Genomic DNA, 15360 nt, shown 5'->3' on the forward strand with positions numbered 1-15360 from the left:
TGTTTTTAGGGAGGGACGGCACTATTTGCCGCCTTTTTTGTTTGTACTCCAGTTTAAACCATTGAAATAATGAACAAAGTATATTGGATATTAACGATTTTTAGGAGGAGTTATAATGAGAGTTGATGGGAGAAAGCAAGATGAATTACGACCAATACATATTGAAACAAACTATGTAAAGCATCCGGAAGGATCTGTTTTAATAACCGTGGGTGATACGAAAGTAATCTGTAATGCAAGTATAGAAGAACGTGTGCCTCCGTTCCTTCGGGGACAGGGGAAGGGCTGGATTACTGCTGAATATGCGATGCTGCCGCGGGCAACAGAGCAAAGAACATTTCGTGAATCTACGAAAGGAAAAGTTTCGGGCCGAACGATGGAAATTCAGCGTTTGATTGGACGAGCTCTCCGTTCTGTTGTAAATCTAGAACAGGTAGGCGAACGGACGATATGGATTGACTGCGATGTGATTCAAGCAGATGGAGGAACAAGAACAGCCTCTATTTCAGGCTCCTTCGTAGCGATGACAATCGCACTTGGAAAACTGGTAGAGAAAAAGGAACTAAAGGAATTTCCAATTACTAATTTTCTTGCCGCTACCTCAGTTGGGATTGACCCAGGGTTAGGAGAAATATTAGATCTAAACTATGCTGAAGATTCAAAAGCGAATGTAGATATGAATATTATTATGACCGGAACAGGTGAATTCGTAGAGCTTCAAGGAACAGGGGAGGAAGCAACATTCTCCAAGAGTGAACTGCAACAATTATTAGGTTTAGGTGAAAAAGGAATTAAGGAAATTATCGAAATACAAAAAGAAGCACTCGGAGAATTAGCGAATAAGGTGCTTGCGAATATAAAAGAGAAGTAGGAGAGGATATTTTGAAAGAAATATTAATTGCTACGAAAAATAAAGGTAAAGTGAAAGAATTTGTCTCTCTATTTGCCGATAAAGGCGTTGTTGTCCATTCTCTATTGGATTTTCCAGATTCTCCTGATGTAGAAGAAACTGGAGAAACATTCGCTGAAAATGCCCGAATTAAGGCAGAAACAATCGCGAAACAATTCAGCAAAATTGTGATCGCCGATGATTCAGGATTAAGCGTTGATGCTTTGAATGGACGACCCGGCGTATACTCCGCAAGATATGCAGGGGAACCAAAAGATGATCAGGCGAATTTAGAAAAGGTCCTTCGCGAACTAAAGGGTGTACCCTTTGAAAAAAGAACAGCCAGATTTCATTGTGTGCTAGCAGTTGCCATTCCTAACGGGGAAACGCAATTTTTCGAAGGTACGTGCGAAGGATATATTACTGAAGAAGCGAATGGAGAAAACGGCTTCGGCTATGATCCAATTTTTTATCTTTTAGATAGAAAACAAACGATGGCCCAATTAACAAATGATGAAAAAAATAAAATCAGCCATCGCGCGAATGCGATGAAAAAGCTTCAAGAAAGCTGGAATAGGCTTTTTAATGAAAATTAATACATGGGAGAAAAAAGATGAAGGTTCTTATAGTAAGTGACAGCCACGGATTAACGAAAGAGCTCATTGCGTTAAAAAATCGATACCGGGATGAAGTTGATGCCATGATTCATTGTGGGGATTCTGAATTATCATCCAACGCTAATGAAATGGCGGATTTTTTAGCTGTCCGGGGAAATTGTGATGTTGACCGCAATTTCTTAAATGATAGGCTGATCCCCTTCGGTGGTGTACCTTTTTATATTACGCATGGACATCTGTATAATGTTAAAATGTCACTTTTGAATTTACGTTACCGTGCTGAGGAAGTTGGTGCGAAAATTATCTGCTTTGGGCATTCCCATGTAGCTGGTGCAGAACTAATCGACGGGATGCTTTTCATAAATCCAGGAAGCATTCGTCTACCGCGAGTTAGAAAGGAAAAAACATATGCCATTTTGGAAATTGATGATATTCAAAATGGCATTGTAAGATTTTTTACAATGGATGGTTTAGAAATAAAAGAATTGATGATAAACTGTAAAATAGGCTAGAGAGAAGATCTCTTGCCTATTTTTAAAAAAATATTGACACAAGTTTGTAGATAGTATATATTAATATTTGTCGCTGGTTGATGCGGCTGTTTTTATTCAAATTAAATGCGGGTGTAGTTTAATGGTAAAACTTCAGCCTTCCAAGCTGATGTCGTGGGTTCGATTCCCATCACCCGCTCCATTTATTTTATATAATGTCCCAGTAGCTCAGCCGGATAGAGCATACGCCTTCTAAGCGTACGGTCGGGAGTTCGAATCTCTCCTGGGACGCTTACAAAAGACTGAAGAAATTTAATTTCTTCAGTCTTTTATTTTTTAGGAATTTTTTTTTACTTTTCATAATCATTGATAAATTAACAATGGAAACGCATTCAGTTATTCTGTTTTATCTAAATTATCTAAATTATTGTAAAAAGACGGTTGACTGAAATGGAATTACGGAGTAAGATAATTCTCAAATATAAAAAACGTTGACGAGGAAAAGTAATCTCAGTAAAGGTATCTACAGAGAGCCGGTGGTGCTGCAAACCGGTGTTACCCCTGATGGTGAACTCACCTCCGAGTATCAATCTGAACGATCGAAATGCCAGTAGGATTGATCGAGTGTTTTAAATCACTCGTTACAAAAAAAGAGCGGAGCAATGATGTTTTTGATATATTTTTCATTGTCGCTCATGAGGTAATACTTTGAAAGGAGTATTACGATTTAGGGTGGTATCGTGGAAAGCTAAACCTTTTCACCCCTTTGCTGTTGAGGCTTATATGGGGTGAAAAGGTTTTTTGTGTTTTTGGGAATAGGCAAAACTCATGTTTAACCTAATGAATTTTTATAAAAAGTTTTACAAAAAGGAGGCTGCTTTTATATGGGAACAGATGTAAAAGCACAGGAAGAAAAAACAATCCCTCAAACGATGAGTGGTGGTAGAATGCTAGTCGAAGCTATAAAGGCTGAGGGTGTTGAAGTTATTTTCGGTTATCCGGGTGGGGCCGTGTTACCAATTTATGATCAAATATACAATTCAGGAATTCATCATGTTTTAACAAGACATGAGCAAGGTGCAATCCATGCTGCTGAAGGCTATGCACGAGTTTCAGGAAAACCAGGGGTTTGTATTGCAACATCTGGACCAGGGGCAACAAATATTGTGACTGGCTTAGCAGATGCGATGATGGATTCATTGCCATTAGTTGTTTTCACTGGTCAGGTGGGTACGGGAGTTATCGGATCAGATGCATTCCAAGAGGCAGATGTAATCGGGATTACAATGCCAGTTACAAAATATAGCTTCCAAGCTCGTACAGCAGACGAATTGCCGAAAATGATCAAAGAAGCTTTTCATATTGCAAATTCCGGTCGAAAAGGACCCGTTTTAATTGATATTCCAAAAGATGTCGCAATTGCATCAGGTATTTTTAATTATAATGAAATTGAAGTGAATATTCCGAGTTATCAGCCAAACTATATTCCGAATCATCTGCAAATTAGAAAAGTTGTAGAGGCTGTAAGTTCAGCAAAAAAACCGGTTATTTTAGCAGGTGCGGGAGTTATTCATGCGGAAGCTCACGAGGAGTTAAAAGCATATGCAGAACAACAAAGTATACCGGTCGTTAATACCCTTTTGGGATTAGGGTCATTTCCAGGAAGCCACGAATTATTCTTAGGAATGGGCGGTATGCATGGAACTTACACAGCAAACATGGCCCTATATGAAAGTGACTTACTTATCAATATCGGAGCGCGCTTTGATGATCGGATTACTGGAAACCTTGCTCATTTCGCACCTAATGCAAAAGTTGTCCATATCGATATCGATCCTGCTGAAATTGGCAAAAATGTTCCAACGCAAATTCCGGTTGTAGCTGATGCTAAAGAAGCATTAAAAGCATTGATTGCAGAGGATGGTGCAAAAGGTGACTTCTCAATCTGGCTTAAAAAGCTAAGAAATTGGAAGAAAGAATATCCGCTTCATTATAAAAAAGAAGTAAATGTATTAAAGCCACAGCGCGTAATTGAATTAGTCCATGAAGTTACGGATGGCAATGCTATTGTAACAACCGATGTTGGACAGCATCAAATGTGGGCAGCCCAATATTATTCGTTTGAAAAACCTAGCAGATGGGTAACATCTGGTGGTCTTGGAACGATGGGATTTGGCTTACCAGCTGCGCTTGGCGCTCAATTAGCTTGTCCTAACGATACAGTTGTATCGATTGTAGGTGATGCTGGTTTCCAAATGACATTACAAGAATTATCCGTTTTTCAGGAAAAAAATCTTCCGGTAAAAGTTATTATCGTCAACAACAAGGCATTGGGCATGGTACGCCAATGGCAAGAGCTTTTCTATGAAGAACGTTATTCCCAATCATTAATTCCTGAGCAGCCTGATTTTGTTAAATTAGCTGAAGCATATGGAGTTAAAGGATTAAGAGCAACAAATGAAGAGGAAGCAAAAGCTGTTTTAAAAGAAGCTTTTGATCATAATGGTCCAGTTCTATTGGATTTCCGCGTTGCACCAATGGAAAAGGTTTATCCTATGGTTGCACCAGGAAAAGGAATTCATGAAATGGTAGGGGTGAAACAATGAAAAGAATCGTAACAGCAACAGTAAATAACCATCCAGGCGTTCTCAACCGAATTACAGGCTTATTTACAAGAAGGGACTATAATATTGAAAGCATCACTGTTGGAGTTACAGAAAATCCATCAATTTCAAGAATGACATTTGTTGTAAATGTTGATGATGAAGCAAGAGCAGAACAACTTACAAAGCAATTAAATAAGCAAATTGATGTCATTAAAGTTCAAGACATTACCGACCAACCGAAGATTGAAAGAGAGTTAGCGTTAATTAAGGTAGTAAGCAACACGCAAACTCGAAATGAGTTAACAGGAATCATTGATCCGTTTAGAGCAAGCATTGTTGACGTTAGCCGTGATTCACTAGTTGTTCAAGTCACAGGTGATAGTCAAAAAATTGAAGCCTTAATTGAGCTCCTTCGACCTTATGGTATAAAGGAAATTGCTAGAACTGGAACAACAGCTTTTACACGTGGTTCAAAAAAGAACACAATCCAGGATGGTAAACAAGTATCACTATCAAATTAAGAATAATGAAAATTATTAAATAAACTAAAAAAATTATAACCAATATTAAGGAGAGATTTTACATGGCAAAGGTATATTATAACGGAGATGCAAATGAAGCAGTATTAAATGGGAAAAAGGTTGCAATCATTGGATATGGCTCACAAGGTCATGCACATGCTCTTAACTTAAAAGAAAGCGGCGTTGATGTAGTAGTTGGTATTCGCCCAGGAAAATCAGCAGAAGCTGCAAAAGCTGATGGCCATACAGTATTAACAGTTAAAGAAGCAGCTGAAGCAGCTGACATCATTATGATTCTTTTACCAGATGAGCATCAGCCAAAAGTATATAATGAAGAAATTAAATCAGGTTTAACAGCAGGTAAATCATTAGTATTTGCCCATGGTTTTAACATTCATTTCGGTCAAATTACACCACCCGCGGACGTTAACGTATTCCTAGTAGCACCAAAAGGACCAGGACACCTAGTTCGTCGTACTTATACTGAAGGAGCAGGAGTACCAGCATTATTCGCAATCTATCAAGATGCAACAGGTGATGCAAGAGAGCTTGCATTAGCTTACGCTAAACAAATCGGTGCAACTCGTGCAGGTGTTCTAGAAACTACATTTAAAGAAGAAACTGAAACAGACCTTTTCGGTGAGCAAGCCGTTCTTTGCGGTGGTACTACAGCATTAGTAAAAGCTGGTTTCGAAACATTAGTTGAAGCTGGATACCAACCTGAAGTTGCTTATTTCGAATGCTTACATGAATTAAAATTAATCGTTGACTTAATGTACGAAGGCGGACTTGCAAATATGCGCTATTCCATCTCTGATACAGCAGAATGGGGCGACTTCGTATCAGGTCCACGTGTAATTGATGCAAGTGTTAAAGGTCGTATGAAAGATGTATTAACAGATATTCAAAAAGGTAGATTTGCAAAAGGCTGGATCTTAGAAAACCAATTAGGCCGTCCAGAGTATAATGCGATCAAGAGATCTGAAAATGATCATCTAATTGAAAAGGTTGGTGCAGAGCTTCGTGAAATGATGCCGTTTGTAAAACCAAGAAAACCAAAGGAAGTGGTCACTAGTGCGAAAAATTAATATATTTGATACAACACTTCGTGATGGTGAGCAGTCAGCAGGAATTAATCTTAACCACTCAGAAAAAATGGAAGTTGCACGTCAGCTTGAACGTTTAGGTGTAGATATTATAGAAGCCGGGTTTCCGGCTTCTTCAAAAGGTGATTTCCGTGCGGTTAAGGAAATTGCTGACACAATCAGAAATTGTTCAGTGACTGGCCTTTCCCGTTCCAACATGAAAGATATTGATATTTCATGGGATGCGCTTAAGGGCGGAGCAGAACCAAGACTCCACTTATTTATCGCTACTTCACCTATCCATATGCAATATAAGTTAAAAATGACACCAGAACAAGTTCTGCAAACAGCTGTTGATTCTGTAAAATATGCGGCTCAGAAATTTCCGATTATTCAGTTTTCGGCAGAGGATGCTACAAGAACTGAGTTGCCATTCTTGGCAGAAATCGTAAAAGCAGTCATTGATGCAGGAGCTACAGTTATTAATATTCCTGATACAGTCGGCTATACAACACCAAAAGAATACGGTCAAATTTTTACCTATTTAAAAGAAAATGTCCCTAATATTGGTAAAGCGATTCTTTCAACACATTGTCATGATGATTTAGGGATGGCGGTAGCAAATTCTTTGTCAGCTGTTGAGCATGGTGCTGGTCAAGTTGAATGTACAATCAACGGCATAGGCGAGAGAGCAGGAAATGCTGCGCTAGAAGAAATCGGTGTGGCACTTCATATCCGCAATGATTTTTATCAAGCAAAAACAGGCTTAAATCTGCAGCAAATTAAGAAAACTAGTAACTTAGTAAGTAAGCTTACTGGTGTAATGGTCCCTCCAAATAAAGCGGTCGTTGGAAAAAATGCGTTCGCCCATGAATCAGGCATCCACCAAGACGGTGTTTTAAAAGAAAAATCAACATATGAAATTATCTCCCCAGAACTTGTCGGTGTTGCTTCCAATGATATGGTGCTTGGCAAGCATTCAGGCCGTCATGCCTTCCGCAATCGTATGGAGGAGCTTGGCTATAATTTATCAACTGATGAAATTAATAGTTTATTTGTTTCCTTTAAAGAGTTGGCAGATAAAAAGAAAGAAATCACGGATGATGATTTAATTGCCCTTATGTATGAAGAAAAGCTTGGCAGCTCTGTGAAGTTTTACGAGCTAAAAACTCTTCAAGTTCAATATGTTACACACCAAGTGACAACGGCTACAATAGCGATGAAAACACCAGATGGTGAAGAAGTACATGAAGCATGCACCGGTTCTGGTAGTGTAGAAGCTATTTATAATACGCTAGAAAGAATTATTGGTGAAGAGGTTCGTCTCGATGACTACCGCATTCAATCGAATACTGGCGGAAGAGATGCCTTAGCTGAAGTATTTGTGAAAATTAAGTTCCAAGAAATGACATCTAGTGGTAGAGGTACAGCACAAGACGTATTAGAGGCATCAGCAAAAGCTTATATCAACGCTGTAAACCGGATTTTATTGCAAAAGCAATATCGTGAAGAAATGCAAAATGTTGTGAAATAGAAAAGTAGTTTTGAATGCTTGATTGCTTGATGAAACGAAGGCTATGGACCGAATAAGGCCATAGCTTTCGTGAAAGTGTTGAGAGGAGGATCATTTTTGAAAAAAAAGATTGCAGTACTACCTGGAGATGGAATCGGTAAAGAAATAGTAGCAGGGGCTATTGAGGTCTTAGAAGCTGTTGCTGAACAGTTCGGCCATGAATTTGTGTTTGAAATGGGGAGAATTGGTGGTGTGGCAATTGATGCTGATGGTACTCCGCTGCCGACAGCCACTATTGATCTTTGTAAAGGCAGTGACGCGATTTTGCTTGGAGCAGTTGGTGGCCCAAAATGGGACCAAAATCCGCCAGCATTACGCCCTGAAGCAGGATTACTCGCTATCCGCAAGGAGCTAGGCCTTTTTGCGAATTTAAGACCAGTTCAAGCGTTTCCTAGTCTTTCAGACGCTTCAGCATTAAAGAAAGAAGTAATCGACGGCGTTGATTTAATGATTGTTAGAGAATTAACAGGCGGCATTTATTTCGGTTCTCCTAGAGAACGTAGAGAGGAAAATGGCCAAAAGCTTGTTGTTGATACGCTTTCTTATACAAATGATGAAATCGAAAGAATTATTCGGAAAGCGTTTGAACTTGCAATGATTCGCGGTAAAAAAGTTATATCTGTAGATAAAGCTAATGTCCTAGAATCAAGCAGAGTATGGCGAGAAATTGCTAACCAGGTCGCAAAGGACTATCCGGAGGTAAATCTCGAACATATGCTTGTTGATAATGCAGCGATGCAGTTGATTCGTAATCCAAAACAGTTTGACGTCATGGTAACTGAAAACATGTTTGGCGATATTTTGAGCGACGAGGCTTCCATGTTGACGGGATCACTAGGAATGTTATCATCTGCAAGCCTTTCAGCTGATGGACCTGGACTTTACGAGCCTGCCCATGGCTCTGCACCAGATATTGCTGGACAAAATAAAGCAAATCCATTAGCAACAATTTTATCAACTGCGATGATGTTGAAGTATGCCTTTAACCTAATTGAAGAAGGCGATACAATCGAACAAGCTGTTAATCAAGTATTAGAAAAAGGATATAGAACAGCAGATATTGCAGAAGAAAATACAACACTATTAACAACTACAGAAATGGTTGTACAAGTGATTAATGAAATAAAAGAAATTTGCAAGGCAAAACCGATGTCAGCCAAAGCTTAACGGCTGGCATCTATTTTTAACTTCGTACACAGAATAAGAGGAGGATTAATATGGGGACGCCAAAAACGATTATTGAAAAAGTTTGGGAAGCACATGAAGTCGTATCTGAACAAGGTAAGCCTTCTTTATTATATATCGATTTGCACTTAGTCCATGAGGTAACATCACCGCAGGCATTTGAAGGTCTTCGTCTTAAAAACCGCAAACTAAGACGGCCAGACTTAACATTTGCAACAATGGATCATAACGTGCCAACCGATAATAAGTTTACAATTAAAGATGAAATTGCCAAAAAGCAGATTGATACATTAAGTGAAAACTGTGAGGCATTCGGTGTTGAAATTGCTGATTTAAATAGCCCTGATCAAGGTATTGTCCATGTAATTGGTCCAGAGCTTGGCCTAACCCAGCCTGGAAAAACGATTGTATGCGGTGATAGCCATACAGCTACACATGGTGCTTTCGGTGCATTAGCGTTCGGTATCGGCACAAGTGAAGTAGAACATGTAATGGCAACACAGTCATTATGGCAAGTAAAGCCAAAAACGCTGAAAGTAGAAATCACAGGTGAATTGCAGCCAGGTGTAACGGCAAAAGACGTGATTCTGGCATTCATCGCTAAATATGGTGTGAACTTTGGTACGAGCCATATCATTGAATATACTGGCGACGTCATCCGCAATATGACAATGGAAGAAAGAATGACAATCTGTAATATGTCGATTGAAGCTGGAGCAAAAGCTGGATTAATCAGCCCTGATCAAACAACCATTCATTATTTAAAAGGAAGAAAATACGTGCCACAAGGGGAAGAGTTTGATAAGGCTGCTGAAAAATGGTTAGCTCTTGCCACGGATGAAGGTGCAACATACGACAAAGTTGTTACAATGAAGGGTGAGGATATCGAGCCACAAGTAACATGGGGTACAAATCCTTCCATGGGTATTTCAGTGAACGAACCAGTTCCATCTCCAGAGGACTTCGAGAAAGAATCAGACCAAAAAGCGGTCCGACAAGCCTTGGCCTATATGGGACTTGAACCGGGTGTTCCGATGACTGAAGTTCCTATCCAACACGTCTTTATTGGATCATGTACAAACTCACGCTTAAGTGATTTAAAAGCCGCTGCAAAGGTTGTAAAAGGCCGTAAAGTGGCTCCAGGTGTACGAGCATTGGTTGTTCCAGGCTCACAAAAGATAAAATTGCAAGCAGAGGCAGAAGGTTTGGATAAAATTTTCCTTGAGGCTGGTTTTGAATGGCGTGAAGCAGGCTGCAGTATGTGCTTAGGTATGAATCCTGATACAGTACCTGAAAAGGAACGCTGTGCTTCCACTTCAAACCGCAATTTTGAAGGCCGCCAAGGTAAAGGATCAAGAACACATCTTGTCAGCCCGGAAATGGCTGCTGCGGCTGCGATTGCAGGACATTTTGTAGATGTACGCTTATTTTTGAAAGAAACAGTGAAGTAAGGGCGAAGGGAGGATTTTTAAAATGGAAGCAATTACAATTCATACAGGGAAAGTAGCGGGTCTTGACCGTGTTAATGTTGATACAGACCAAATTATTCCAAAACAATTTCTAAAAAGAATTGAGAGAACAGGGTTTGGGAAGTTCTTATTTAATGATTGGCGTTATAACAATGATGGAACTGATAATGATAGTTTTGAATTAAATCGTCCAGAAAATAAAGGTGCATCAATTCTCGTTGCCGGTCATAACTTTGGCTGCGGGTCATCTAGGGAGCATGCCCCGTGGGCATTAAATGATTATGGATTTCAAGTTGTCATCGCTCCATCATTTGCAGATATTTTCTATAACAACTGCTTAAAAAATGGCATGCTGCCAATACGTTTGGATGAATCTATCGTGAAGGAATTGTTAGAAAAGTCAAATGCAGCAGACTTTGAATTAACAGTAGATCTTAAAAATCAAGTAATCATCGATGGTGACAAACAACATTCATTCGAAATCGATCCATATTGGAAAGAGATGCTAATGAACGGTTGGGACGAAATTGATGTAACATTAAAATATGATGAGGCTATTGCTGCCTACGAGGCAAAATAGCAAAGAGGGACAAGGGGACAGGTACCTTGTCCCTGCTCTATTTTGCGCGAATTCCAAGGCCATAAATTTATCTTGCGGGACAAGGTACCTGTCCCCTTGTCCCTGCCCTTGTTTCAAATTTGTATTTACAACAAAAACTTGCTAAACTAAAATACAAAATATTACCCTGTATTGGGGCGAGTATATGAAAAAAAAGAGAAATAATAATAGCAAGAATAGCAATGTCATTCCCTTTCCTAATTTGGAGAATCGGCTATTAGATAAAGGGATGGAGGCCTTGAAAGAAAAGCGATATAAAGAGGCCTTGCAGATTTTTCACCAATTCACCACCTACAACGAGGGTTATCCGGAAGTAGAAGTGGGAATTGTCGTCTGCCTGCTGGAGTTAGGGTTGTATGAAGATGCGAAGAATAAGTGTGAACAGTTATTGCAGCAGGATGTCGGTGATTACTATAATGTTTTGCAAATCTATATCACGATTTTAATTCAGCTTAGTGAATATGATCAAGTCGTTTCGATATTAGAGGCACTTTTTGAAGAAGAAAAAGTCCCAGAACATCTTGCTGGAGAACTCTTTCATTTACTAGAGTTTTCGAGAAAAAGCAGTGAACATCGACTTAATACTATAAGCCAAAATGAGCCAGCACCAAAGGTACAGGCTTTAGGACAACAATTAGTAAACGGCACTATGAGCGAGCAGTTCCAAGCTATTCAAGATTTAAGAAAAGCTGAAACACTTAATGAAATCATGCAAGATGTAAGAGATGTACTGGCAGATCACTATACACATCCGATTATTCAGTCAATGGTACTGCAATTATTAATGGAAAAAGAGATCGATGATGTGGTTGTTGTTCATAAATTTGATCGTATCGTTAAGGTAAATCCGAAAACTGTCGTCAATATTTTTGAACAGCCGTTTACGATTCAAGTATTAAATAAAGTAGAGGATATCCTTAGCCATGAAAATCCTACTTTATATGAATCGGTAAAAGAAGTATGGGAGCGGTTTTTATTCGTTTTATTCCCATTTCTACCTGAGCCGTTAGAGGTAAAGGTATGGGCGGGGGCCTTACATAAATTTGGCCACCAGCTGTTTGGAATTGAAATTTCAGATAGTGAATTAGTGGATCTTTACAGCGTTGATATTGAGCAAATAGAGAGCTCTTGTCAACAGATTATGGATGTGGAAAGAATCTCGGGTGTTATTTTTAATGGGGAATGATAAATGTTTCCATAAAAAGAATGTACACAATTATTGTAAGTTATCTTTTCTATGTGTATAATGTAATGGTTGTAATAGTGTCTTTTATACATAACTGACCCTGATCAGTAACTTTTTTGACATAGCTTTAAAACAGAAATATTATGTTGGAGGGAAATATAAATGTCTACAAAATGGGAAAAATTAGAAGGTAATCAAGGCGTTTTAACAATTGAAGTTGACGCTGAAACAGTAAATGTTGCTTTAGACAAAGCATTTAAGAAGGTTGTAAATAAGGTTAACGTACCTGGCTTCCGTAAAGGAAAAGTGCCACGTAAAATGTTTGAACAACGCTTTGGTGTTGAGTCACTTTATCAAGATGCTTTAGATGTAATGCTTCCAGATGCATATAGCAAAGCAATTGATGAAACTGGTATTGAGCCTGTTGATTATCCGGAAATTGATGTTCAACAAATGGAAAAAGGTAAATCAATGATTTTCACAGCAACAGTTACTGTTAAGCCGGAAGTACAATTAGGCGACTACAAAGGCCTTGAAGTTGAAGCGCAAGATACAACTGTTACAGACGAAGATGTTGAAGAAGAATTAAAAAGACTCCAAGAAAAAAATGCTGAATTAGTTGTAAAAGAAGATGGTGCTGTTGAAGATGGCGATACAGTTGTAATCGACTTTGAAGGTTTTGTTGATGGTGAAGCATTTGAAGGCGGTCAAGCTGATAACTACAGTCTTGTAATTGGTTCTGGTCAATTCATTCCAGGCTTTGAAGACCAAATCGTTGGCATGAAGGCTGGAGAAGAAAAGGATGTAAATGTTACATTCCCAGAAGAATATCATGCAGCTGATTTAGCAGGAAAGCCTGCTGTTTTCAAAGTAAATCTTCATGAAATTAAATATAAAGAGCTTCCAGAGCTAGATGATGAGTTTGCTAAAGATGTTGATGATGAAGTTGAATCTTTAGATGAGCTTAAGGCAAAACTTAAAGAAAAAATTCAAGCTGATAAAGAACATCAAGCAATGCATGCAAAAGAAGATGCTGTCATTACAAAAGCAGTTGACAATGCAACTGTTGATATTCCAGAAGCAATGGTTAAATCAGAAGTTGATCGTATGTTAAAGGAATTTGAGCAACGCATTCAAATGCAAGGTCTAAACCTAGAACTTTACTACCAATTCTCTGGTCAAGATGAAGCAGCATTACGTGAGCAAATGCAAGCTGATGCAGAAAAACGTGTAAAAACAAATCTTGTATTAGAAGCAATCGTCGCTGCAGAAAACATCGAAGTATCTGAAGATGATTTAAATGCAGAATATGAGAATATTGCCCAAATGTATCAAACATCTGTAGAGGATGTTAAGAAGATGTTTGGTGCTAACAATTATGTAGCAGAAGATTTGAAATTCAAAAAAGCAATCGATTTTCTTGTCGAGAATAGCAAAGTTAGTGCATAATATATAGAACAGGTAAAACAAGGCACGAGTGCATCGTGCCTTGTTTTACAATATAGATACCAATTTCTGAATGCCATTTTTTTGTCACTTTACTAATGGTGCTCGAATTTGGTTATAATAAATTAAAACAAAGGGAGGGATGAATCGAATTTACGGATTGGGTTTAATTTTTTTAAGGATACATACATATACATAGAAAAGGCAGTACATAAATTTGCTGAGGCGTATTATTAACAGTTTTGTACCAATCTGTGGTAAAATCTCAGTACATAATTGGTAGGAAGAAATCGAAAAGAAAATGACAGCTTAGACTGAGCGGTTATGAAATACAGTTAGGGGTGAATGTATGTTTAAGTTTAATGATGAAAAAGGGCAGCTAAAGTGTTCTTTTTGTGGGAAAACACAAGATCAAGTACGAAAGCTAGTTGCTGGACCAGGCGTATATATATGTGATGAGTGCATTGAGCTTTGTACAGAAATTGTGGAGGAAGAGCTTGGGTCAGAAGAGGAAGTTGAATTTAAAGATGTACCGAAGCCAAAGGAAATCCGTGACATTCTTAATGATTACGTTATCGGACAAGATGAAGCAAAGAAGTCTTTATCAGTTGCCGTTTATAATCATTACAAGCGTATAAATTCTAATAGTAAGATTGATGATGTGGAACTTTCAAAAAGTAATATTGTCATGATTGGGCCAACTGGTAGCGGTAAAACTTTATTGGCGCAGACGTTGGCAAGAATTCTAAATGTGCCATTTGCCATTGCAGATGCAACATCTCTAACAGAGGCAGGTTATGTAGGTGAGGATGTAGAGAATATCCTGCTTAAATTAATTCAAGCCGCTGATTATGATGTTGAAAAGGCTGAAAAAGGTATTATTTATATCGATGAAATTGACAAGGTAGCCCGCAAATCAGAAAATCCTTCGATTACACGAGATGTATCCGGCGAAGGTGTACAACAAGCGTTGTTGAAAATATTAGAGGGCACAGTTGCCAGCGTACCTCCACAAGGTGGACGCAAACATCCACATCAGGAATTTATACAAATTGATACAACAAACATACTATTTATATGCGGCGGTGCCTTTGATGGTATTGAGCAAATTATTAAAAGACGTCTTGGTAAAAAGGTCATCGGTTTTGGTACAGAAACGAAACAAGAGGATATACCACAAAAAGATCTTCTTACAAAAGTATTACCTGAAGACCTTTTACGTTTTGGGTTAATACCTGAATTTATTGGACGTTTGCCTGTCATTGCTACTCTAGAGCAATTAGACGAAGATGCATTGGTTGAAATTTTAACGAAACCGAAAAATGCATTAATCAAGCAGTATCAAAAGATGCTTGAATTGGATAATGTAGAACTGGAATTCGAAGAAGACGCTTTACGTGAAATTGCAAAACGTGCGATTGAAAGAAAAACAGGCGCACGCGGTCTTCGCTCCATCATTGAAAGTATTATGCTTGATGTGATGTATGATCTTCCATCAAGAGAAGATATTGATAAGTGCTTGATTACTGCAGCTACAGTTCTTGAAAAAGAAGGGGCACGCCTTCATCTGAAGGACGGCAAAGTAATTGAGTTTGAAACGGAAAAAGAAACACCACGTGAAAGTGCATAATACAAAGAGGCTCTCCTGCTAAAATCGGGAGGCCTTTTTTTTT

At 38.6% G+C, this 15360-nt stretch carries 13 protein-coding genes, 2 tRNA genes and 1 other annotated feature; all 15 genes read left to right on the forward strand.

Annotated elements, in window-relative coordinates:
- The first annotated feature begins 115 nt into the window (after positions 1-115).
- The 15 genes from rph to clpX all read left to right on the forward strand — a co-directional run bounded on the left by rph (position 116) and on the right by clpX (position 15317).
- Positions 116-871, forward strand: a complete 756-nt coding sequence (rph, locus tag ACNQFZ_RS15855; RefSeq protein WP_458412294.1) for a ribonuclease PH — start codon at positions 116-118, stop codon at positions 869-871.
- 11 nt (positions 872-882) lie between these two features.
- Positions 883-1485 (forward strand): XTP/dITP diphosphatase, encoded by a 603-nt coding sequence (locus tag ACNQFZ_RS15860; RefSeq protein WP_458412295.1) that lies wholly within the window; start codon positions 883-885, stop codon positions 1483-1485.
- Positions 1486-1502: 17 nt separating this feature from the next.
- Entirely contained in the window at positions 1503-2018 is a 516-nt protein-coding gene (locus tag ACNQFZ_RS15865; protein WP_458412296.1) for a metallophosphoesterase family protein, read from the forward strand.
- Positions 2019-2125: 107 nt separating this feature from the next.
- Positions 2126-2199, forward strand: a tRNA-Gly gene (locus ACNQFZ_RS15870).
- A 15-nt stretch (positions 2200-2214) separates the two neighbouring features.
- Positions 2215-2288 (forward strand) — tRNA-Arg (locus tag ACNQFZ_RS15875).
- 191 nt (positions 2289-2479) lie between these two features.
- Positions 2480-2766 (forward strand) — a binding site (T-box leader).
- Between the two features lie 115 nt (positions 2767-2881).
- Positions 2882-4603 carry an acetolactate synthase large subunit gene (gene ilvB / locus ACNQFZ_RS15880; protein ID WP_458412297.1) on the forward strand — a complete coding sequence of 574 codons (1722 nt, stop codon included), beginning with the start codon at positions 2882-2884 and terminating at the stop codon, positions 4601-4603.
- Entirely contained in the window at positions 4600-5124 is a 525-nt protein-coding gene (gene ilvN, locus ACNQFZ_RS15885; protein WP_458412298.1) for an acetolactate synthase small subunit, read from the forward strand. The genes ilvB and ilvN overlap by 4 nt, the downstream gene beginning before the upstream one ends.
- Before the next feature lie 62 nt (positions 5125-5186).
- Positions 5187-6212, forward strand: a complete 1026-nt coding sequence (ilvC, locus tag ACNQFZ_RS15890; RefSeq protein WP_458412299.1) for a ketol-acid reductoisomerase — start codon at positions 5187-5189, stop codon at positions 6210-6212.
- Entirely contained in the window at positions 6199-7743 is a 1545-nt protein-coding gene (locus tag ACNQFZ_RS15895) for a 2-isopropylmalate synthase (RefSeq protein ID WP_458412300.1), read from the forward strand. The genes ilvC and ACNQFZ_RS15895 overlap by 14 nt, the downstream gene beginning before the upstream one ends.
- Positions 7744-7839: 96 nt before the next feature.
- On the forward strand, positions 7840-8949 hold the full coding sequence (leuB, locus tag ACNQFZ_RS15900) for a 3-isopropylmalate dehydrogenase (protein WP_458412301.1): 1110 nt from the start codon (positions 7840-7842) through the stop codon (positions 8947-8949).
- A 50-nt stretch (positions 8950-8999) separates the two neighbouring features.
- Entirely contained in the window at positions 9000-10418 is a 1419-nt protein-coding gene (gene leuC, locus ACNQFZ_RS15905; RefSeq protein WP_458412302.1) for a 3-isopropylmalate dehydratase large subunit, read from the forward strand.
- Between the two features lie 22 nt (positions 10419-10440).
- Positions 10441-11016, forward strand: coding sequence for a 3-isopropylmalate dehydratase small subunit (gene leuD / locus ACNQFZ_RS15910; protein ID WP_458412303.1), 576 nt, complete (start codon positions 10441-10443; stop codon positions 11014-11016).
- Between the two features lie 184 nt (positions 11017-11200).
- Entirely contained in the window at positions 11201-12241 is a 1041-nt protein-coding gene (locus ACNQFZ_RS15915; protein ID WP_458412304.1) for a tetratricopeptide repeat protein, read from the forward strand.
- A 162-nt stretch (positions 12242-12403) separates the two neighbouring features.
- Positions 12404-13690 carry a trigger factor gene (gene tig, locus ACNQFZ_RS15920; RefSeq protein WP_458412305.1) on the forward strand — a complete coding sequence of 429 codons (1287 nt, stop codon included), beginning with the start codon at positions 12404-12406 and terminating at the stop codon, positions 13688-13690.
- A gap of 346 nt (positions 13691-14036) precedes the next feature.
- Positions 14037-15317 carry an ATP-dependent protease ATP-binding subunit ClpX gene (clpX, locus tag ACNQFZ_RS15925; RefSeq protein WP_458412306.1) on the forward strand — a complete coding sequence of 427 codons (1281 nt, stop codon included), beginning with the start codon at positions 14037-14039 and terminating at the stop codon, positions 15315-15317.
- The last annotated feature ends 43 nt before the right edge of the window (positions 15318-15360 follow it).

This window comes from Schinkia acidoalkalinis (assembly GCF_054301215.1).